The 20,394-nt window shown below is 39.4% G+C and carries 18 protein-coding genes; 11 read left to right on the plus strand and 7 right to left on the minus strand.

Annotated elements, in window-relative coordinates:
- Positions 1-126: 126 nt before the first annotated feature.
- Positions 127-492, minus strand: a complete 366-nt coding sequence (locus I8748_RS20370; protein ID WP_198126415.1) for a response regulator — start codon at positions 490-492, stop codon at positions 127-129.
- A gap of 2 nt (positions 493-494) precedes the next feature.
- Here I8748_RS20370 and I8748_RS20375 point away from each other — a divergent pair, with 2 nt between their 5' ends.
- Both I8748_RS20375 and I8748_RS20380 read left to right on the plus strand, forming a co-directional pair.
- Positions 495-1,946, plus strand: coding sequence for an aldehyde dehydrogenase family protein (locus I8748_RS20375; RefSeq protein WP_198126378.1), 1,452 nt, complete (start codon positions 495-497; stop codon positions 1,944-1,946).
- A 155-nt stretch (positions 1,947-2,101) separates the two neighbouring features.
- The gene (locus I8748_RS20380; protein WP_198126379.1) at positions 2,102-2,467 is read left to right on the plus strand and encodes a VOC family protein; all 366 of its coding nucleotides are present in this window, start codon (positions 2,102-2,104) and stop codon (positions 2,465-2,467) included.
- A gap of 125 nt (positions 2,468-2,592) precedes the next feature.
- On the opposite strand, the gene I8748_RS20385 is transcribed toward I8748_RS20380, so the two are convergent.
- Positions 2,593-3,960 carry a hypothetical protein gene (locus tag I8748_RS20385; RefSeq protein WP_198126380.1) on the minus strand — a complete coding sequence of 456 codons (1,368 nt, stop codon included), beginning with the start codon at positions 3,958-3,960 and terminating at the stop codon, positions 2,593-2,595.
- Between the two features lie 550 nt (positions 3,961-4,510).
- Here I8748_RS20385 and I8748_RS20390 point away from each other — a divergent pair.
- Both I8748_RS20390 and I8748_RS20395 read left to right on the plus strand, forming a co-directional pair.
- On the plus strand, positions 4,511-5,827 hold the full coding sequence (locus I8748_RS20390; protein WP_198126381.1) for an acetyl ornithine aminotransferase family protein: 1,317 nt from the start codon (positions 4,511-4,513) through the stop codon (positions 5,825-5,827).
- A gap of 79 nt (positions 5,828-5,906) precedes the next feature.
- The gene (locus I8748_RS20395) at positions 5,907-6,809 is read left to right on the plus strand and encodes a DUF1338 domain-containing protein (RefSeq protein ID WP_198126382.1); all 903 of its coding nucleotides are present in this window, start codon (positions 5,907-5,909) and stop codon (positions 6,807-6,809) included.
- A gap of 275 nt (positions 6,810-7,084) precedes the next feature.
- On the opposite strand, the gene I8748_RS20400 is transcribed toward I8748_RS20395, so the two are convergent.
- Positions 7,085-7,489 (minus strand): peptidoglycan-binding domain-containing protein, encoded by a 405-nt coding sequence (locus I8748_RS20400; RefSeq protein WP_198126383.1) that lies wholly within the window; start codon positions 7,487-7,489, stop codon positions 7,085-7,087.
- Between the two features lie 1,476 nt (positions 7,490-8,965).
- Between I8748_RS20400 and I8748_RS20405 the strand changes: the two genes are divergently transcribed.
- The 3 genes from I8748_RS20405 to I8748_RS20415 all read left to right on the plus strand — a co-directional run bounded on the left by I8748_RS20405 (position 8,966) and on the right by I8748_RS20415 (position 11,086).
- Positions 8,966-9,475 (plus strand): fatty acid hydroxylase, encoded by a 510-nt coding sequence (locus I8748_RS20405; protein WP_198126384.1) that lies wholly within the window; start codon positions 8,966-8,968, stop codon positions 9,473-9,475.
- 271 nt (positions 9,476-9,746) lie between these two features.
- Positions 9,747-9,884 carry a hypothetical protein gene (locus I8748_RS20410; protein ID WP_198126385.1) on the plus strand — a complete coding sequence of 46 codons (138 nt, stop codon included), beginning with the start codon at positions 9,747-9,749 and terminating at the stop codon, positions 9,882-9,884.
- A gap of 14 nt (positions 9,885-9,898) precedes the next feature.
- Entirely contained in the window at positions 9,899-11,086 is a 1,188-nt protein-coding gene (locus I8748_RS20415; RefSeq protein ID WP_198126386.1) for an acyl-CoA dehydrogenase family protein, read from the plus strand.
- Between the two features lie 158 nt (positions 11,087-11,244).
- Here the strand turns inward: I8748_RS20415 and I8748_RS20420 are convergent, their stop codons facing one another.
- The 3 genes from I8748_RS20420 to I8748_RS20430 form a co-directional block, all read right to left on the minus strand.
- Entirely contained in the window at positions 11,245-12,435 is a 1,191-nt protein-coding gene (locus I8748_RS20420) for an aminotransferase-like domain-containing protein (RefSeq protein ID WP_198126387.1), read from the minus strand.
- Between the two features lie 145 nt (positions 12,436-12,580).
- Entirely contained in the window at positions 12,581-13,948 is a 1,368-nt protein-coding gene (locus I8748_RS20425) for a hypothetical protein (RefSeq protein WP_198126388.1), read from the minus strand.
- A 473-nt stretch (positions 13,949-14,421) separates the two neighbouring features.
- Positions 14,422-15,252 (minus strand): FkbM family methyltransferase, encoded by an 831-nt coding sequence (locus tag I8748_RS20430; protein ID WP_198126389.1) that lies wholly within the window; start codon positions 15,250-15,252, stop codon positions 14,422-14,424.
- 588 nt (positions 15,253-15,840) lie between these two features.
- Here I8748_RS20430 and I8748_RS20435 point away from each other — a divergent pair.
- The 3 genes from I8748_RS20435 (at position 15,841) to I8748_RS20445 (ending at position 18,781) form a co-directional block, all read left to right on the plus strand.
- Positions 15,841-16,686, plus strand: coding sequence for a basic amino acid ABC transporter substrate-binding protein (locus I8748_RS20435; protein ID WP_198126390.1), 846 nt, complete (start codon positions 15,841-15,843; stop codon positions 16,684-16,686).
- 759 nt (positions 16,687-17,445) lie between these two features.
- Entirely contained in the window at positions 17,446-18,378 is a 933-nt protein-coding gene (locus I8748_RS20440) for a hypothetical protein (RefSeq protein ID WP_198126391.1), read from the plus strand.
- Positions 18,379-18,616: 238 nt separating this feature from the next.
- A complete protein-coding gene (locus tag I8748_RS20445) occupies positions 18,617-18,781 on the plus strand; it encodes a hypothetical protein (RefSeq protein WP_198126392.1) in 165 nt (54 codons plus the stop codon).
- A 26-nt stretch (positions 18,782-18,807) separates the two neighbouring features.
- Here the strand turns inward: I8748_RS20445 and I8748_RS20450 are convergent, their stop codons facing one another.
- Positions 18,808-19,485 carry a hypothetical protein gene (locus I8748_RS20450; protein ID WP_198126393.1) on the minus strand — a complete coding sequence of 226 codons (678 nt, stop codon included), beginning with the start codon at positions 19,483-19,485 and terminating at the stop codon, positions 18,808-18,810.
- Between the two features lie 517 nt (positions 19,486-20,002).
- Between I8748_RS20450 and I8748_RS20455 the strand changes: the two genes are divergently transcribed.
- Positions 20,003-20,386, plus strand: a complete 384-nt coding sequence (locus I8748_RS20455; protein WP_198126394.1) for a hypothetical protein — start codon at positions 20,003-20,005, stop codon at positions 20,384-20,386.
- Positions 20,387-20,394 lie beyond the last annotated feature (8 nt).

The raw sequence follows: 20,394 nt of genomic DNA on the forward strand, positions 1-20,394 counted from the left end.
GGATGGGAAGCAAAGAACAAAACAACTATTCCCAATGCCCAATGCCCCATTCCCTAATGCCCCATTCCCAATTCCCAATTACCAATTCCCAATTACCAATTCCCTATTCCCTATTCCCAATCCCCATTATGGCGGCGTATTTGCTTCTAGCCAGTATTCCACAAATGCCTTTATCGTCTTTTGTAGTTGCTGAGCATTCATCGGCTTGACTAGATAGCCATTTGCGCCCTTTTGGTAACAATATTCAATATCTCTAGGGTTAGATGATGTGGTAAAAACAACTATGGGAATTTCTTTCAAACTCCTGTCTTGCTTTATCCGCTCTAAAATGTCACGACCATCAATTCCTGGTAAATTGAGGTCTAGTAGGATCACTGAGGGGCGTGGTATTATAGCAGAACTGTTTGGAGCTTCGCCAATGCTTGGGCGATCGCTTTTCTGCTGACGGAGAAACTCTAAAACCTCATCCCCATTAGTACAGCGATGGTCAATGGTTGAATGCTACAGCGGGAACTATCCTAGAAAGCCGCAACCCTGCTTTGAGAGATGAAATCGTTGCTACTTTCCCTCGTTCCCAAGCTGATGATGTAGATAAAACAGTAGCCGCAGCCCGCAAAGCCTATCATACTTGGCGCAAAGTTCCTGCACCAGCTAGAGCAGAATATGTATTTCGTGTTGGTGAATTATTACTCCAGCATAAAGAAGAACTTGCTCAATTAATCAGTCGAGAAATGGGTAAACCCCTGACAGAGGCTAGGGGAGATGTACAAGAAGGCATTGATTGCGCTTTTTATAGTGCTGGTGAAGGGCGGCGACTATTCGGACAAACTACACCTTCAGAAATGCCCAATAAATTTGCCATGACAGTACGAATGCCCATAGGTGTCTGTGCTTTAATTACTCCGTGGAATTTCCCGGTAGCAATTCCTTGCTGGAAAGCTATGCCGGCTTTGGTTTGCGGTAATACTGTGATTCTCAAACCCGCTGAAGATACGCCAGCTTGTGCAACTAAATTAATTGAGATTTTTGCAGCCGCAGGTTTACCACCAGGAGTAATTAACTTGGTGCATGGTGTGGGTGAAGAGGTAGGTAAAGCCTTGGTTGAACATCCAGATGTTGATTTGGTGTCTTTTACCGGTTCTTCAGAAACGGGTGCTTTTGTGGGCGCAACTTGCGGACGCACTCACAAGCGTGTCTGTCTGGAGATGGGCGGCAAAAATGCGCAGGTGGTGATGGAAGATGCTGACTTGGAACTAGCTTTAGATGGGGCAGTTTGGGGGGCTTTTGGTACTACTGGTCAGCGTTGTACAGCAACTAGCCGTTTAATTTTACATCGTGACATCAAAGAAAAATTTACTACTATGTTGCATCAGCGTACCAGTAAGTTACGCCTCGGTGCTGGCACTGACCCTGATACAGATATCGGCCCGATAATTAACGAAAGACAACTCCAACGGGTAAATCAATATTTGCATATTGCCCGTGAGGAAGGTGCAAAAGTGTTAATTGGTGGGGAAATTGCTAGTGAGGGTTCACTGAAACAAGGTAACTTCTTTCAACCGACAATTTTAGATGATGTCACCCCTGATATGCGCGTTGCCCGTGAGGAGATATTTGGGCCAGTGGTGGCATTAATTGAGGTTAGCTCTTTTGAGGAAGCGATCGCTATCCTCAACGACAGCAATTATGGTCTTTCCTCCTCAGTTTACACCCGCGATATCAACCGTGCTTTTACCGCCATGCGGGATATCGAAGCAGGAATCACCTACATTAATGGCCCTACTATTGGTGCTGAGGTACACTTGCCTTTTGGTGGTGTCAAACAAACTGGTAACGGACACCGTGAAGCTGGGACTACTGCCTTAGATGTATTTACTGAATGGAAAAGTGTTTACGTTGACTTTTCAGGAAGTTTGCAACGCGCCCAAATTGACAACCGTTCATAACTGATGAATGTTGACTGTCATTAGTTATGATCTCAATACAGAAAAGATAAGTACTATAGAAGAAAACTACACCAAAGCTAATCAAAAACATTCTTGTTATCGACTTTCATAGAAGTTGATTTGACTATTAGCTAAATAACAATAGGAGGTGTAACGTGACAATTACCCTGGATCATACTATAGTGCCTGCATACAACAAGGAAGCATCAGCACGCTTCTTTGCCCAAATCTTTGGTTTAAAGTCTGGAACTCATGGCGAACACTTCGCTACTGTAAATGTCAATGATACCCTAACCCTTGCTTTTGCGGATTATAAAACAGTTGACCCCCATCATTATGCATTTCATGTCAGTGATGAGGAATTCGATGCAATTTTCGCACGAGTTAAAAAAGCAGGTCTAGAATACAGCAGTGACCCCATGCATCGAAATAAAGGTGAGATTAGTCATAGAAACGGCGGTCGTGCTTTTTATTTCTATGACATTGACGGTCATAATATGGAAGTTCTCACTCGTGTGTAGAGAATTGGGTTGAGTTGATGAATGATGACTAGTGTATGAAACCTCTTTGTGTCTTTGTGGTAAAAATCTTAAACCACAAAGGCACTAAGGCACAAAGTATTATTAAAAATAACCTTTTAGCTTTTTCACTTTTTGACTAAAATGTAGGCTGTGGCATATTCAGGTAATTGGCTAATATGCTGCCCAAAATCATTTTTATCTTGAAAAATACCTGCTAAAAAATCGAGTTGATGAAGATTGGGTAAAAATGCTCCACCTGTATCTGCAATCACTCCCATTTGCAAGCGTTTACGACTACCTTGAGTATTTTCAAGCACAATCACTTTACCTAATCCAATATTTAGCACATCTCCAGCAAAAGTTACTCCTGGCTTAATAGAAATTTTTGCATCTATCTTATATCCATAACCTTTAATGGCATCAACTTGTCTAAAATACCAATAACGCTTTTGTGCTGTCGCTTTGACTCCGCGAACGTAAGACATGCCATTATTTCTATCTACGTTGAAAAATGCTTTAGAACCATCTGTGAAATTAATTAGGATTGTTCCCTCCATGAGTGCTTCTTCTAAACCATTGCGTGTTAAATAAGCAAGGGCTTGGACTTTACCAAATTCTTTACCACCTGGTTCGTAAATACCTGATAAAACATCTTGTTTGGTATATCTGGTGTAAAATTTATCAGTATTGGCGTTTTCTTTTAAACTATAGATTGGTGTGTTAAATTTAGCGGTTTTTTTGCGAGAACCTGGATGAGTAAATACAGCATATTTAGTAATTCGTAATCTCTCTTGCTTGCGATTGCTTGGGTTATAAGCAGACCATTTGATTACTCGAAAATTACTGTTGATGAAATTAGGGTCTTGTAAACGAGTCACTCGATGATTGGCAATATCCTCTTGTAAGGTAGCAATCATGAAATCCAAGGTGTTGAGCATGTCTTGGACTGACACTCCTTGAGTACCAAGAAGCCCTTTACGTAGAACATCTGGGTCTTCTGAAGAATAGTTTTGGAAATATTGTCTAGTATTGACAAGAACAGTTAATAAATCTGTTTGATTAAAATTAACCTTAGTGGTTGGTAGTTTTCCTGAAGTTAAGATCTTACTACCACTAATGCTATATTTATAGTTTTGCCATTCATCGATGACTGGATAAGTTACAGGTACTGATGCTGTATATTTATTAGATATCGGTGTATTTTGCTTATTTATAGTGTCATCAGATGTTTTTTGGGCAGTCAAAAAATTGGGAATACTTGTGGTTATCCTAGGTGATTGTGTTGAAGTTAAGGCAAAGTTTGATTGAGGGGTGTTGGAGTTCTCCTGCTGAGTAAAGGATAAATTCTCTATAGCTTGATTTTGTTGGGCTAGCTGTTTATTTTTTGTCTGACTATTATTATATAGAGAGTTACAGCCACTGGCTAAACTAACAGTGAATAAGGTAGCAATACCTAGTGTGAGGCGGATTTTTGGGTTAAATTGCTTGCTCATAAGTGGAAAAAGAAATTTCTGATGATTGCTAATAATTACACGTGCTTAATATCTGAACGATACTAACTTGACAATGGGTCAACCATGTATACAATTGGGCATAGTACCTCGTCCAGTTATAGGGGGCAAACCAGCCTAAGAGTGCATTATACTCCTGCACCCCTAATTAGTTGTGTATTTTTGAGTTTTGCATTGAGGACGGGGAGTGAGGAGTGGTGTAGTTTAATTCACTGAAAATATCTCTCAATCAGGATGACAAAAACCTGTACCTTCTATAGCAGCAAAATCAATCGCAAATTCTGAAATTAAAAAGATTATCTTTCTCCCTGAACAACTTAAACACTCAGTAATAGCAAAGCTATGCAACTTTTTTGCTCAATCTTTACTTAAGATTCATGAACAATTGGCGTAGCTTTCCCAAATTAGCCGTACAAGTTGTGATTTTTCTGTCAATCTATAAATCTTACATAAATAGAATCAAATGTTACTGTAAGCACTCGTATCTGACAGTTTAATCATCAATAATAATTTGACAAAGATGTAAAAAAACATGTTAAGTATCCCAATTAACTTACCTTTACCTAGTGCGCCTCGCTTGGTTACATCTTTACCTGGGCCTCGCGCTAAAGCAATTGTAGAACGCGATCGCGCTGTCACTTCTCCTTCTTACACCCGTGACTACCCTCTAGTTGTGGCTCGCGGTGAAGGTTGTATGGTGGAAGATGTGGATGGTAATGTATTTCTTGATATGACAGCGGGTATTGCTGTCACCGCCACCGGACACGCCCACCCGGAAGTTGTCAGGGCTATTCAAGAACAGTCGGCGCGGCTGTTGCACATGTCGGGGACTGATTTTTATTATGAGCCGATGGTGGAATTAGCGGAACAATTAGCTATCCGCGCCCCTTTTCCTAGAGGTAAAACTGAATTCCCCGCCAGGGTATTTTTCACCAACTCCGGGGCTGAGTCTAACGAAGGAGCCATCAAACTAGCTCGATACTACACCAAGCGATCGCTAATTGTGGCCTTTTTAGGAGCATTCCACGGACGTACCTATGGTGCAATGTCTCTCACTGGTTCTAAAGCAGTGCAGCGGGCTAACTTTGGGCCTTTGGTTCCTGGGGTGACTCACATACCCTACGGCACTCACGCCAGCCTAGATTATTTAGAAAAAACTTTATTTACGACCATCTTACCACCCCATGAAGTAGCAGCGATCGTAGTTGAACCAATTCAAGGAGAAGGCGGTTACATCGTCCCTGAAGACGGTTTTTTGCAGAGAATTCGGGAAATATGCGATCGCTATGGCATTCTGATGGTAGTCGATGAAGTGCAAGCCGGCATGGGGCGTACAGGTCGCTTGTTTGCCATCGAACATTGGGGTGTGAAGCCTGATATTATTACCACTGCCAAAGGTATCGCCAGTGGACTGCCTTTAGGGGCTATTCTCTCCCGCCCTGAGTTAATGACTTGGCCTCCTGGTGCCCACGCTACCACATTTGGCGGAAATCCTGTAGCTTGTGCTGCTGGTATTGCCACTATACGGCTATTAGAAAGCGGTTTGATGGCGAATGCTATCCGCATGGGAGAATTATTACAAGCTGGTCTTACCGAGTTGCATGAGAAATTTCCCTGTATATCCCTACCAAGAGGTAAGGGTTTGATGGTGGCGGTGGATTTATTGGATGCAGAAGGCAATTATGATCATAAATTGCGCGATCGTATTATCCAAGAAGCTTTCTCGCGCGGTTTATTATTACTTGGTTGCGGTAAGGCTGCAATTCGTTTTTGTCCGCCTTTAGTTATTAACAGTGAGCAAGTTCAGACTGCGTTAGATATTATCTCTGATGTAGTCAAAATTGTTTAAATCTCACGCAAAGGCGCAAAGACGCAAAGAGGTTGCTTTGTATCTTTGCGTAAAAATTAAGGATTAAGGTTTGATATTTATGTCTTCTGAATCTGTCGGTTATTTATGGGATTTACTTTGGCAAGAATACAGTGCTAGAGTCAGTTATGTCTGCACATATCAGCAAATGATTACTACTGCGGGTGGAACTGTTGTTAATGATCATATTGCTTTTCGGTCTTTGCGTCTAACAGCTGATAGTCCGCAAGGAGAAATTAATTTAGGTATTAATTATCTTGAACCAGTTGTCAAATTTTTTGGTTATGAAGCAGTTGGGGAGTATTTTTTTCCTGAGACTCATCTTTATGCTCGCCACTACCGCCATCCACAGCAAGAGGAATTTGATTTACCCAAACTGTTTATTAGTGAATTAATTGTGGATGAATTACCCCCGAATACTATAAAACTTATTCATCAAACAATAGCAAATGCTAATTTAATTAAGTTTAGGCCAGAGCTATTTCTAGCTAACCTAAATTTTAGCGATATCAAAAAAATCTTTACTCGCCCTTGGCAACCTCCTCTGCGTTTTGTTGTAGAAGAGGTGAATAAAGTTACTCAATATGGTGCTTGGGTGCTGCTGCATGGTTATGCTGTAAACCACTTTACAGGCTACGTTAATCGTCAGAATACTCCACAGTATCCAGATATAGATACTACTGTCCGTGGTTTAGCTAATTTGGGTGTGCCGATGAAAGCTGAAATAGAAGGTAATATCAACTGTGGTTTGCGTCAAACGGCAACTCAAGCAGTTACAGAAATGGTAACAGTAATAGATGATAGCAATAGTACAGAGATTCAAATTCCTTGGACTTACGCTTACTATGAAATTGCCCAGCGCTACATGATAGAAATGGAACCTGGAAAACAAGAACTTTTTGATGCTTTTTTAGGAAACAATGCTCAACAATTGTTTGAAATGACTCGGCTGTCTAGAAAATAGTTTTGAGTTGGGAGCAAATTGAAAAAAGCTCCTTTTCTGGTTAACGTGAATTTGATTTAACGTGAGTTCGATGAACCTCTCCTTCCCGGCTTCCTTCTGCTTTTAGGAGAGTGAGGAGAAACGAAGAAATCAAGGTTTAACTCCCCTCTCCTCGTAGGAGAGGGGTCGGGGGAGAGGTCAAAACAGGGCTTGTCAAACTCACGTTGATTTACCTCTCTCCCACCCTTCTTTGCTTCGGAGAAGGGCTTAAATAAGTCAGGAAAACGGAAAGTATTTTACTTCAAAGCTGCCAAAGTTTGGCGTCCAATAATTCCATCTGCTCTTAGCTTTTTAGACTGTTGGAATTTGATTACTGCTTCTCGTGTCTGATTATCAAAAACACCATTCACAGTTCCCGTGTAAAATCCTTGCTGCTTTAAAGAATTTTGAGCCACTTTGACTGACTCTCCCTTACTGCCAATTCTTAAGACAGTACTATGGTTTGCTATGGCTCTAGTTTTTTTCGTAACATGAGCGCTTTTTATGACATTAGGCTTTTTCATGCTTTCGCCTGGCTGGCTAGCTTGAGAAACTTTGACAGCACTAGCAGTGTTCTGAGTTTTATTAGGAGTTTTAGAGTAAGCAGGTAAAACAGTAACCAGAGTTAATGCAGGGATCAAAGCAAGTACTTTCCAATTCATGTTCATCATCTTCTTGCAATAAGTTAAAGGTTTGGATTTGAATAGTCATACTATAATGGCTATTGTCTTAATAAGAATTGAAGTTTGAGTAGCAGTTACATAGAAATTCACGCCAATACCAACTCTGCCTCAAACAGAACTTGATTGATATTTGTGAAAAAACCTACAGTCCTGATTTTATTGTTAAAAGGCTGTTTGGATTTACCTAATTAAAACAGATTAGGCAAAGATAAGCAAAGCTAGAAGATTTTTATATCTGCATTCTATACATTAGCGTTCAATACTTTTGTATTGCTACTCATACCACATATTCTCTATATAAAGGTAATCTCAGAGTATTTGTGTTTAAACGACAAATACCAAAATTACCATTACTACAGCCTGTAGCTATGACCTCAAAAATAAGTCTGATTTTTTCGACTTAGAAAATTAAGTCTTAGAAATTATTCATAAATTAACGTGTCTTTATGACATTGTTGTGACTAAGATATAGCATATGTGTGACATTTATAGATTTTATGTTTTTTCTTATTTTAACAAAAATTAAATATTTAAAGTTATATTTTTTTGACTAACCTTATATTATTATAGAAAGTTTTGCATTCTTCAAAACCTAAGATTCTAAAGAATTAGCAGCGAGAACAAAATAAAGTATCTCCTGTGGTGACTTTTGCTAATCTGCTCACATATACAAATAAGAATTGCACAGAGAAATCTGCACTCTGTTTCTGCTCGTATCGACTAAAAGGCTACAAAATTCTAGAGTTACCTAAAATGTCGGCCGCTATATAAAGGTTAGCAGTGAAAGGAATGCCGACTAACTGAATAATTGAGCTATAGCAAATCCAATAACACATCAAATTTCTCAAGCTCATAGCACATCAATTTAGGATGTCATAGTGGAAATAAAGCTATATAAAAAATGGTGAAAATCCTATAATATAAGTCTTTCAAGCGCTAGTTCGTTCCAGTCCAGAAACCTACCTATACGACTGGCTCTTTTTCAGTTTTGACTTCTAATGCAGTGCTAACAGCCTGGCCTGAGCATTATAAGTTGGGTTGTAATTGAGGCTGAATTGTCATCAGTTAAGACTGAGCAACATTACATAAAACCTTAACCTAAATTTGTACTAACTTTAACTCAACCTTTGCTTACGTTATCTGCCTTAAGTAAGAAGATTGTGAAGTGAATATGGTAAAATACTGTAAATCTATCGAGTTTTAGATGTATAGAGTCTATCAACCTAAAGCTACAAACCAGATTAGAGGCACTCAAAAGTTGCTATTCCCTGCATTAAGGATCGTAGATTCATGAAACTACAACTTCCTAAATTATTCTGAGCCGGACTAGCTGAAGCGTAGACCTACGAGACGCACAGCCGCTGCTGGCAGAGTAGAAAAACTAGGCATCTACGTCTAACAGCATCATATTTGCTTTTTTCTGTGGAGTTTTCTTACTGAACGTGAGGATTGTAAATGCTTGAGGCTATCGCTGTTGCTTGGCTATTACTCTTTTTTGGAGATTTCTTGTCTACTTTTTGTTACCACGTACCTGAGCATGTTTTTGGTAGCCTCCACCTAAAAACGCACCATTCTTGGAAGAAGGATTTCCGCCACTACGCCATTTTGACATTTAATCCCCAGGTTCTCTTAGACGGTATCTTGGGAGCTTTGCCTTATTTAATAATGGCAGTAGTTTTGTGGTCTTTTTCTCCCATTGGCGTTATTTGTGGACTACTGCTTGGCCAATTTCATGTGTGGTGGAGACATATAAGTGTCTTGGGTTGGCAAACTCCAAAGCTTGTGAATGCTCTGTGTCAAGTTTTATTCATCACCACTCCTGAAAGACACTGGTTACATCATCACAAAACTAACCTTGGTTTCGGCGATATTTTCACGTTCTTTGAGCAACCAGCACAAATTTGGTTACGCTGGCTGAGGCTGCTGAGGGTTCATCTGCGTTCCTCTCGCATCTCATTGGGGTAAAAAAGGTAGGAGTTGTCAGTTGTTAGTTGTCAGTTGTTAGTTATCATTTATTATTTCTCTCCTGCTCCCCTGTGCCCCTAATTCCCAACGCCACATGCTCCACTTGGGGAGACCCCAAGACCGCAGTGGCTCCTCCTTTCGGTCGTGGGGGCCCCAAGTTCCCCTGCTCCCCATCTCCCCTGCTCCCTATTCCCGCCTCAATCAAAACTTAAATCCGTATAATCTCACATGCGGTTATGAAGAAGCGTTAATTCTTTACTCAGTCGGCAAAATGGAGATTAAACTACATGCTGCTGAAGCATTTATACAGCATGTAGATGAGTTCATTGACAAACGGCTTGTAGATGACACGAAATCCTGTGCTGTAGAAGCTTCCATACCTGTTGCTGAAGCCAAAGCCTTTACCTAAAGGAGTCATCTGAGATGGTAACAGTTCTTAAAGAATCAACAGACTTCCTCGCGATCGCTACTACCTTAGCAGAAGAATTTGCCAAAACAGCAGTTTTACGTGATGCCAAGGGAGGAACCCCCACCGAAGAACTGAAAAAGTTACGTGAGAGTGGTCTGTTAAACCTGGTAATACCGAAAGAATATGGTGGAATTGGAGAAACTTGGCCTAAGGCTTTAAAAGTAGTACGGGAAATTGCCAAAACAGATGGTTCTGTGGGGCAACTGTTGGGCTATCACTATTTTAATACTGCTATACCGCGATTTTTTGGCACGCCAGAACAGTATGCCGAATTTTCAACAGCTAGTGCGCGCCATAATTGGTTTTGGTCGGATGCTGCAAATCCACGTGATCCTGATTCAATTTTGACACCAGACGGGGAAAACTTTCGTCTGAATGGGTTAAAAAACTTTGCCACAGGGACAAAATGCTCAGATGTAGTGATAGTTGGGGGAAGGCGCGAAGACTTGGGTAATGAGGTCTATGCAGTTATTCCTAGCGATCGCGAGGGTTTGCAAATCAATGATGATTGGAATTATATTGGTCAGCGTCAAACTGAAAGTGGCAGTGTCGCCTTCCACAACGTTTTGATACGTAGAGAGGAAATACTGGGAAATCCCGACTCTAACGATCCTCCCAGACCATTTGCTACCTTATTTACTCCCCTTGGTCAATTAGTTTTTGTCCATTTATATTTAGGAATTGCTCTGGGAGCATTTGCGGAAGCTAAAAAGTATACACTTACACACACTCGACCTTGGATAATATCTCCCGCAGAAACAGCCGCTCAAGACCCCTACATTATTGAGCAATATGGCAATATGTGGGTTGATTTAGCAGCCACCATTAGCCATGCTGACCATGTAACATTGTTAGCCCAAGCAGCTTGGGAAAAGGGAGAAGAACTCACGGTTGCTGAACGCGGAGAACTTGCTGTGAGTGTTGCTTCTGCTAAAGTTTTAAGTACGAGGGTAGCTTTGGATGTTACCAACAAGATTTTTGAGGTGACAGGCGCACGTTCTGCGGCGAATAAGTACCGTTTTGACCGCTACTGGCGGAATGTTCGCACACACACTTTGCATGATCCTGTGGCTTACAAAGTGTATGAAGTTGGTAATTGGGTATTGAATGGACAGATGCCGAATTTTACGCTTTATACATAAAAATTGGGCATGGGGCATGGGGCATTGGTAATTGGAAATTGGTAATTGGGTATTTCTCCTCTGCTCCCCTGTGCCCCTAATCCCCACTCCCTTTCGGTCGTGGGGGCCCCGAGTTCCCCTGCTCCCCTGCTCCCCTGCTTTGAAAGCTCCCTAAAAATTCACTGCCGCAGTTGGTGCAGCACTGAACCTAATGTGGTAATTCCTTCTACAATTTTTTCTGGTGGCTGAAAGCTAAAAGATAGTCTGATGGCGTCGTCTCCTTGACCGTTAGCATAGCAGCGAGTTCCTGGTAGGAAGGTAACGCCGTGTTCACTAGCAGCAGTTAGCAGAGTTTTGGCGCTGATATCTGGTGGCAATTTACACCAGACAAAAAAGCCGCCGTCGGGACGCAAAGCAACTACATCACTGGGAAACTCACGAGCGATCGCATCTAATAACAAATCACATTTATGTTGATAGTTGGCGATTAATTTCTGGATGTGCCCATCTAATTTACCTGTAGCACAGTAGCGGGCAACCACGTGACTGACAAAAGGCCCTACAGGGCCTTCACTTTTGAACATTGCCAACCGTTCAATAATTGTCGGGTCGCCACAAGCCCAACCCAACCGCACACCAGGAGCGATAATTTTTGAGAAGGTACTGACGTATAGTACCCATCCTTCATGGTCGAGAGATGCTAAAGAAGGCACAACTTCACCACGGAAGCGTAAATCACTATAAGCATCGTCTTCTACTACCAAAACACCATACTCAGCGGCTAATGCTACCAGCTTTTTGCGGCGAAACAACGGCATGGTTACGCCTGTGGGATTGTGAAAGGTGGGGATAGTATAAATAAATCGAGGTCTGATGCCTTGTTGTTTCAAATTGCGTAAAGTGACTTCTAGGGCATCTACATCCATTCCCAAATCATCTACAGGAATGGTAATTAATTTTGCACCAGCTTGGGCAAATCTGGTAACAACACCTAGAAAAGTAGGCCCTTCAACGATTACCACATCACCAGGTTCAACAAAAACATCGGGGAGTAAGCCTAAGATTTGTCCAGAACCGTAGCCAATGAGAACAGAATTGCGATCGCCTGCAATTCCTTGAGCTTGCAAACGTGAGATAATCTGCTCATAGAGGAGTGTTGCTGGTGGGCCGTAGTTGAGAACAGTAGGCGCTTGTTCTGCAAGTACAGCAGCAGTAGCAGCAGCTAAGTCTGCGTGAGGAAACAGAGTCGGATCAGCTAGACCGTAGGCAAAGCTAACGGTGATAATCTTGGTTAACTCAGTACCATAGGTTGGCGGTGCTATATTTTTTGCTCGTTGGGCGAACAAATCAGCAATTCGGTAGGCAGGCATCGGTGATGTTTAAAATACGACTGCGATTGTCAACAGGCAATTACGCTAATTATCCAGGAAAATGTATTATAGCGGTTCTTACTGTGTTGCGATCGTAACTCTGATTCACAAGCCTTTGAGAATTGCAGTTATTGCCGTATAACTTTTACCAATGAGCTTTCGCTTCATTTCCTTGTAGTATGTCAGGTTGGTCTATACTTCTCTTCTTGAGATTTTGAAAAACTACAAAGGCGATCGCTAATATTTTCACTTTCTGAAGTACTGTATCAAGCCTTATTTCGTCTTTTCCTTTCAACATCTGCAAGAACTTAATTGGTTTTATCCAAATAGATAAAGGGATTTTTCTAGATACCATTGTTTGAATGTTATGTTTGCCATAACATAACTCCAATGCGTAAACACCAGCAATCCATCTAGCCATTTGTTCAATCCAACCTTTTTTAGGTTGCTCATCCATTGTTATATCCATCATATCGGGAGTTCTATTTGTAGAAACAACATCTAAGAATACTTCGCATACAAAGCCTGCATACTTAGCTAGTATGCTGAGTTGAGTATCTTCAATTTTGCTTCCTGGATAAGTTTGAGAAATAACAACTAACAAACTGACGAGTGCATCTGTCTTGCCAAATGTGCCCCCTCCTTGCATCCACTGATAACCACTGTACCTACCATGACAAAGGTCTATAAACAATTGGATAGGAGGAATTTCTTGACTAAAGTTAGGTAGAAGAGCTTCAATTCCATCTACCAAAGCTTTTTGATAAACAGCAAATCTATTTCTTGTACTAAGAATATCTATTTTGCTATTTTTATCAAGCTCGTTGATTATCAACTTTAAGCCATTAGAATCTGGTTCGACAAATGGATAATTTCGCTCAACTAAAAATTGAGACTCGGCATCAAAAGTAAACATTATCTCAGGCGGTATCCATCCATTATTTATACTACTCAGTAATAATGAACCATAAATATCACCTAAAACTCGAATTTTACCTGCTGCATAAGCTCCTTTTTTTTGATGGACAATAAATATTCTATGCTGCTTATGGGAATAGCCCATATTACTTAAACAATACGGTTGATTTTCACACAGGAAATTATCAAATATTTGAGCAGGGACATTGTTTGCTGACTTATTTTCAGTATATAAATGAATAACTTCGACATTTGAAAGTGCAGTAAACCTATCAATAACGGTTGGGCATTCAAAGCCATTATTCAAACCAATTATGATGTCGCCCAGCATTCCTGTTTCCGAGATTTGTTTAATAATTTTGGGAATAGTATATGGCAAATAATTTTCGGCTCCTTTTCCAGCCGCTACTATTCCTAATATTCTCGTACTATCAAAAGTATCTTGAGTTTTGGCTTTAATCCATGCTTGGTAAGATAAAATCTTTTCTACATCTGCTTTTAAAGTTCTATTTTGACTTTCCCGTAATAACAGTTTTTCTTTCACAAAATCACTTGAGTCAGATGTAACTAATGACTTGAGATTCGTTAAAAGCATTGTTTGGTACTCCTGATACGATCAAATATTAGACAGTGTATGATTGTCAATGACAGTTTTATTTCTACTTTCTACACTCAGTCAAAAGCTGAGTGTAGAAAATCTCCCTGACTTGAATAACCTGATGTGCATCTAAGTTGCATCATCACTTGTAAAGACCGTCATTAGTCATTTGTCAAGAGTCAAAAGTATTTACAAAGGACAAAGGACTTTTGACAAAAAACGACCATATGAAGTAATTGTGCAAATTCAATGTGTTTTAGGTTGCATGATCCAGGTCTGATAAGCTAAAACATATGTAAATTGGATGATTACTGATAGAGTTCGTCTTTTGTCATCAGTCATTAGTCCTTTAAAAATACAAATGACAAAGGACTAATGAAAAGAGCAAAGGGTCGCAATGACGGTAATTTGAACTGACATGATATCATTTAAGAAATTTTGGAAATTCGCTAACAATATTGGCTTTTTACTCAATTATTCTGTTGCAAGGCATATAGACTGAAAATATTGGAACCCTTAAAAAGGGGTTCTTGTTCCACTGTAATCTTGCTCAAACCATGAACTTTGAGTAAAGCTATAATTTTTTCGACTCGATTTTCCAAATTATGGATTTCAATACACAATTGCTTAATCTTAGACCAATGCTGTTTCTCAATCCCTAACAGAACATTTAATTCGCTTTTTTCTACGTCTACTTTCAGCAAATCAATTCGCTTAATATTATACTCATGTATAATATCTGATACTGTTTTCATCTGGCAAATGACTTGCTTTGTTTTAAAACTTCTTTTGCCTAGTTTATCAAAAACAAAAGAACGAAGAAACGGAGGCAATAAACGAAGCCGACGAACAAATGGTGGCGCGGATTCTAGATTGCGAAGTATAGTAGCCTTTAATTGATCTGTTAATTCTTTAGAATCATCTGGATATGCATTAGACAAAGCTGGAGAATTAGGATAGTAAGAAAACGTCACGGTCTGAGATTTATCTGAAAGTCCGCAAGGAAAAACCTTCAGACGTTCTGGATTCCACCGTTGAACATTACGTTGTAACACTTCAAAAGTGTCAGGAATAGGCTCAAAAGCATAGACATTAACATTTTTATTGCACAATTCATTTACCTTGAGTGTAAATAAACCAATGTTAGCTCCTACATCAAATACGGTGTCACCTTCGTGTACCACTATTCCATGCTTAAAGTATTCCTGGATTTGTTCGTGAAGTATTGGTACTTCTGCTTCATGTAAGTAAAATACTTTATTTCCATTAGGAAGTACAGTTTCAGGGATTAAGGTTGGCATAAACTTCACTCAATTTGATGAAATGAAAAAGTAGCTTTCAGGTCAGACATATTTTTAAAATTAAAATATGTAGACATATATAATGTGTCTACCCTCTACAGAAAAAGAAAAAAACAAGAGATTTATATGGTACTCTACTTGCTATTTCAAAAAGCTAATAGCAAAGTAAAATTAAGTAGATGGGCAGGAAAATTTATTGTTGGAATCAGGCAGGAGGTGAAGCAGTGTGGTGAGACACTCCGCTCTTAGTTTTTACCCCCCACACAAGTAAAGTCAGGAATCCAATTGGATAACCATATATTATGTTTATGAGTTACTGAATTGCAACTCATATGCAACACTGTTAGCAAGATTTTGGTAACTCTGAATGAGTAAGAGTAGAAATTTCTGGCATCAAGGATGCTTGGGGACTTCCAAATAAAAGATATTCCATCGCACCCACAACAGAGGAACCAGGTGAACGGGAGACTGCTAGCCTACAGCAACACTTGGCGAACGTGTTTACGTTTTTCTGTGACTCGTGCGTCAGTCCTAATTTACTTCAGTATTCTTGAAATGAAGTATTTTTTCTCAAAATTAGGTGTGTCTGTGAAATTGCTAAAATTCAAGTGGCAGCAAATAATTCTTTGTTTAGGCTGTTTACTACTGATTATTGCTTGTCAAAGTTCTCGTCCATCTACCAACCCAGGTGCTAAACTTCTCAAAGTAGCGACAGACCCTACTTTTGTTCCTTTTGAGATTCAGAAAGCTGATGGTAAGCTAGAAGGCTTTGATATTGATTTGATGAATGCGATCGCAGCAAGTGCAGGTTTTACAGTACAGTTTGAGAAGCTACCCTTTGACGGCATGATTTCCACTTTGCAAGCTGGCAAAGTTGATGCTGCAATTAGTGGAATCACCATTACTCCCGAACGCCTGAAAACAATTTCTTTTTCACGACCTTATTTTAAAGCCGGACTAGCGATCGCTGTTCGAGAAAACAACCAAGATATTCAAAATCTTAACAGTCTCAAAGGCAGAAAAATTGCTGTACAAATTGGTTCAACAGGGGCAGATTTTGCTAAAACTATCCCCAATGCCAAAATTAGTACGTTTAATTCTGGGCCGGAATTTTTCCAAGATTTGCTCAATGGTAATGTTGATGCTGTCATTGGTGATGCTTTCGCTACTTTGTATGCAATCAACAACGGCCAGCTTAAAGGTATTAAAGTAGTTGCGGATCTGCTTACTGAAGAATACTACGGAATTGCTACATCCAAAAGTTCTCCGCACATGGATGCAATTAATAATGCCATTGCTACTGTATTAAGCAATGGCACTTACAAGCAAATTTATCAAAAATGGTTTAAAGCTGAGCCTCCACAACTACCTGATTCTCCGCCACTAGGCAAAGTCAAGCAGCTAAATGCAGCAACGGTTTTTTACCACTCTTGAAGAATTGATGGCTGAGATTTTGGTATCAATGTAGACACTCTTGGCAGCTTGCCGAAGGCATCGTCTGTTCGATGGCAAAAGGTAGAATCGCTGTCTCCATTGCTTTCAGTACATCACTACTTTGTATATCTGGAGACTCCAAAGAGAAATCCTTGAAATGCACTACGCTTAATTTCCATTCTTGGCAAAAGTGTTTAACGGGACTTAAATGTTTTTGAGGTACAAATAAGCCTCAAACCCATATAAGGCAAGGAAAATACACCCCTTGCTCAAAAATGCTTGAAACTTATGTATATCAAGAAACTAGGCAAATTAATGTCAAAGTCTTTCTGTATATACATTTGGGGTTTTTTCTGGCTACTTTTTGTCTAAGTCCCATTTATACAACTTTCAGCCTTAACTGAACCGTATTGGACTATGAAGATTTAGTAAAGCACTGTGAAAATACTTGCATTTATCGTCAAAACTTTATAAGGTTTTAAAATCAAAAAATACTTACGTAAAATTACTTTTTAAGTATAAAATATTTTATTATCAAGTTTTACCATTCAATATGTTGATAGTTTTTGTAAATTCATGAACATTGAACTATAGAAATCCGATTGGATTAATGAACACACATGTATATGTAAGGAATAGATAGCAGGTGACAGCGAACAGAAAAGAAAGCAGGTAGAAGTGTAGTGAAATTTTTCAAAAATCAAATAAAAAGCCTATAAAAATAAAAATTACTCTATTATCACTATTGAATTTATATATATGACTAAAGCTAATCGAATTAACTGGACTTTAATTTTAGGCGTTCCTGGTGCATTAGCAGCCCTGGCAAGTGTATTTACTTTTTTGATTAGCAAAGATTTTAGATGCGCTGTTACACATGTGGTAGGCATTAAATCTCCTCAATGTGCAGATGATTCTATGTCACCTAATATCAAGCTACTCGTATCAAATGAATCAGGAGAGGCTATAGAAAATGCTAAAGTTGAATTTATAGGTACTGATAATCCTGAACCAAGATACACTGATAGTTCTGGTTTTGTCGTGGCTCAAATTAAAAATGATGGATTTGTTCTAGTTCGTGTAAAAGCTAAAGATTATCCCATACAAAACACCACTATTAATGTCAATACACAGCAAGTTACTATCAGAGAAATGCGGTTGAGTCAAACTGGTACACCATCAGTTAAAGACATTAATCCTACACCAACACCTACAGCTAGTACACCAACACCTACAGCTAGTACACCAATACCTATAGCTAATACACCAACACCTACAGCTGATACAGCTACAACACCTGTCCCTGCTGTATTACCTCTTACCGAAGTATGGTATGATGTATCATTTACATTAGACTCTTGTACAAGAAAAAAAAGTAATATTGTAAGCTGTCATTTTTCACTTATAAGCACCAAAGACGTTCAATTTCACATATCTTTAAATAATCTTACAAGGATAGTTGACGGTCTAAATAATCCATACTACGTCAACAAAGCTTATAGTGGAAAATTAACATACGGGGTTAATAATAACTTGCCTTTGGATATGGTAAAGAATGCTCGTTCTAACGTTATTATCGACTTTATAGGAGTAGAAGATTCAGTTTCGCAAGCTTTTTTATTAAACGTAAGGGTTAATGAAGGCTATGCTTCAGCATCTAATTTAGAGTTTAGAAATGTGCCCATCCAATAACATCCAAATACCAAGACTATTGTTCTCATAATCGCTAGATTATTAGGTCTGTACTGTGAGCCTTAACTGAACCATATTGTGCTGTTACTTTTTGTGAAAAACTAATATTCTTGCCATTTTAGTATCATTCAGCACTTGAGAGTTATCCTGACGACGCCCAAATCTATTTCTTCAGAAATTTGCCGTTTTGAAATTGATGATTTAAAGTAGTGCTGAGTTTTTAAAGGATACTTCATCAATGACAATGACACAGACCAGTACAATTACACAAGACAAAAAATCAGCTAAGAAGAAACAGTCTTTTCCTGCTATGGATATTGGTACTCCCAAAGTACCACTCCGCAAACACAAAAAAATCAAACAAGAGTATGAATTACTTAGTGATTGGGATCACGCAAGTTAATTTAGAACTTGCGCGTTCACTACTTTTTACTGACTGGGATTGAGAACAACGATAATTTCTGCTAGCTTGATTCCCAAAGGTTGCCAGTGGGGATTGCTGGCGTAAAAAGTGCGATCGCCTGACACTGCTGTATAATCATTAGGATATTTTTCGGCAGCATTGGCAGCAGCGTTAACTCGCAAAATGAGTTTGCCTTGGTAGCGGGATAATCTGCTACTGTCCAATAAAATAGTTCCGCCATAGTCCCAACCCAACCCAAAAAGTTTAAAGTTGCCTAATTTCTGGCGTAACTCGCTTAATGAAGTACCCACACCAATACCTTCACGGGTTTTCCAAGCAGAACCCAGGTTACGCACATCTGAAGGTTTAGTACGAGTCTTATCAGTCCAGACTACCAAAAGCGCTCGCCCTTGGTTCAAATTGATTTGGGTAGCAGCAAAACTACCTATTCCTTCAGCACCTGAAATAGTTTTATCAACTAGGCGAGACGCACCAAATAACTTTACTAAATCTTGTCTGGTGGTGTTGCGCGTCACTGGTCCAACTCGTTCACCAGGAACAATTAAAGTGTCTGTCAACGGTTGTGATTTGGCTAGAGTCAATGGGTAATGAATTTTTTGGGTTAGTGCTACTGCTGGCGTGGCTGAGTAGCTTAGTAATAAAGCTAACGTAGCTGTAGTAATGCTTTTGATTGATGGTTTCATAAAATGTATATTAAGTGAGCAGAATTATATAACTCATCTCTTGCACCAGCTTTTCATTCCGCTAAGAAATAAATTTCATAGGCTTTTAGCTAAAGTCAGATAAATCTGGCTAGCAAAGTGTTTGAGTCCGTTTCAACTGACTTATACTATTAGCCTAAGAATTTATTCCCAGGCGGAATATGGGGTAGGTGCAAGATATCAGATCAACAACTCTTTAGCCTTTACTTATACAATTTCTCAATTACCCATTTCTGATTTGTCGCTTGCTAATATTATTTAATTAAATATCTCTTTAGGTAGATACGGTAATTCAGATATTGCAGCAAGTTTTACATTAACTGAGAAAGTTAATTCTTGGCTGAAAGCCTAAGCTAGTTGTAGTTGTGTTTTTTTGACAAAAAAAACGTATTTTTTACAAAAACACTCATAAACCTTGATATTTATCTCAAAAAATCACTTGACCTGTAACAATTAATCGGTTAGCCTTAGCAATCAGATATGTTTGGTTAGAAAACCAATGAACAAAAAACTCATTCTGAATTTGCTTTCCAGTTCTGCGATTTTTACCTCTATGATGTCTACGCTAGCAGTAGTAAATCCAGCCCATGCTAGTGTTACTACTACTCAGCGATTAATACACACAGATGATGGTCGTACCTGTATCACTAATCCCCACGGTAACAATAACTTTATTTGTATCCGTGATTCAGAAAGAAATCCTAAAGCTGCTCCTGCACCTAAATCAATGGTGATTACCAATCAGCCATCAGACAGCACTGTTGTAGCACTGAATTTTACTGATGAGGAAAGCGAAGCTGCAATTAGGTTATTTGGATGTGACTGTCCATATTGCATCAATTCCTTACGTCAGCTAACTGGTAATGGCAGCTTAACTTACTAAGATTCGCT

This window comes from Amazonocrinis nigriterrae CENA67, assembly GCF_016056305.1.
GTDB classification, from domain to species: Bacteria; Cyanobacteriota; Cyanobacteriia; order Cyanobacteriales; family Nostocaceae; genus Amazonocrinis; species Amazonocrinis nigriterrae.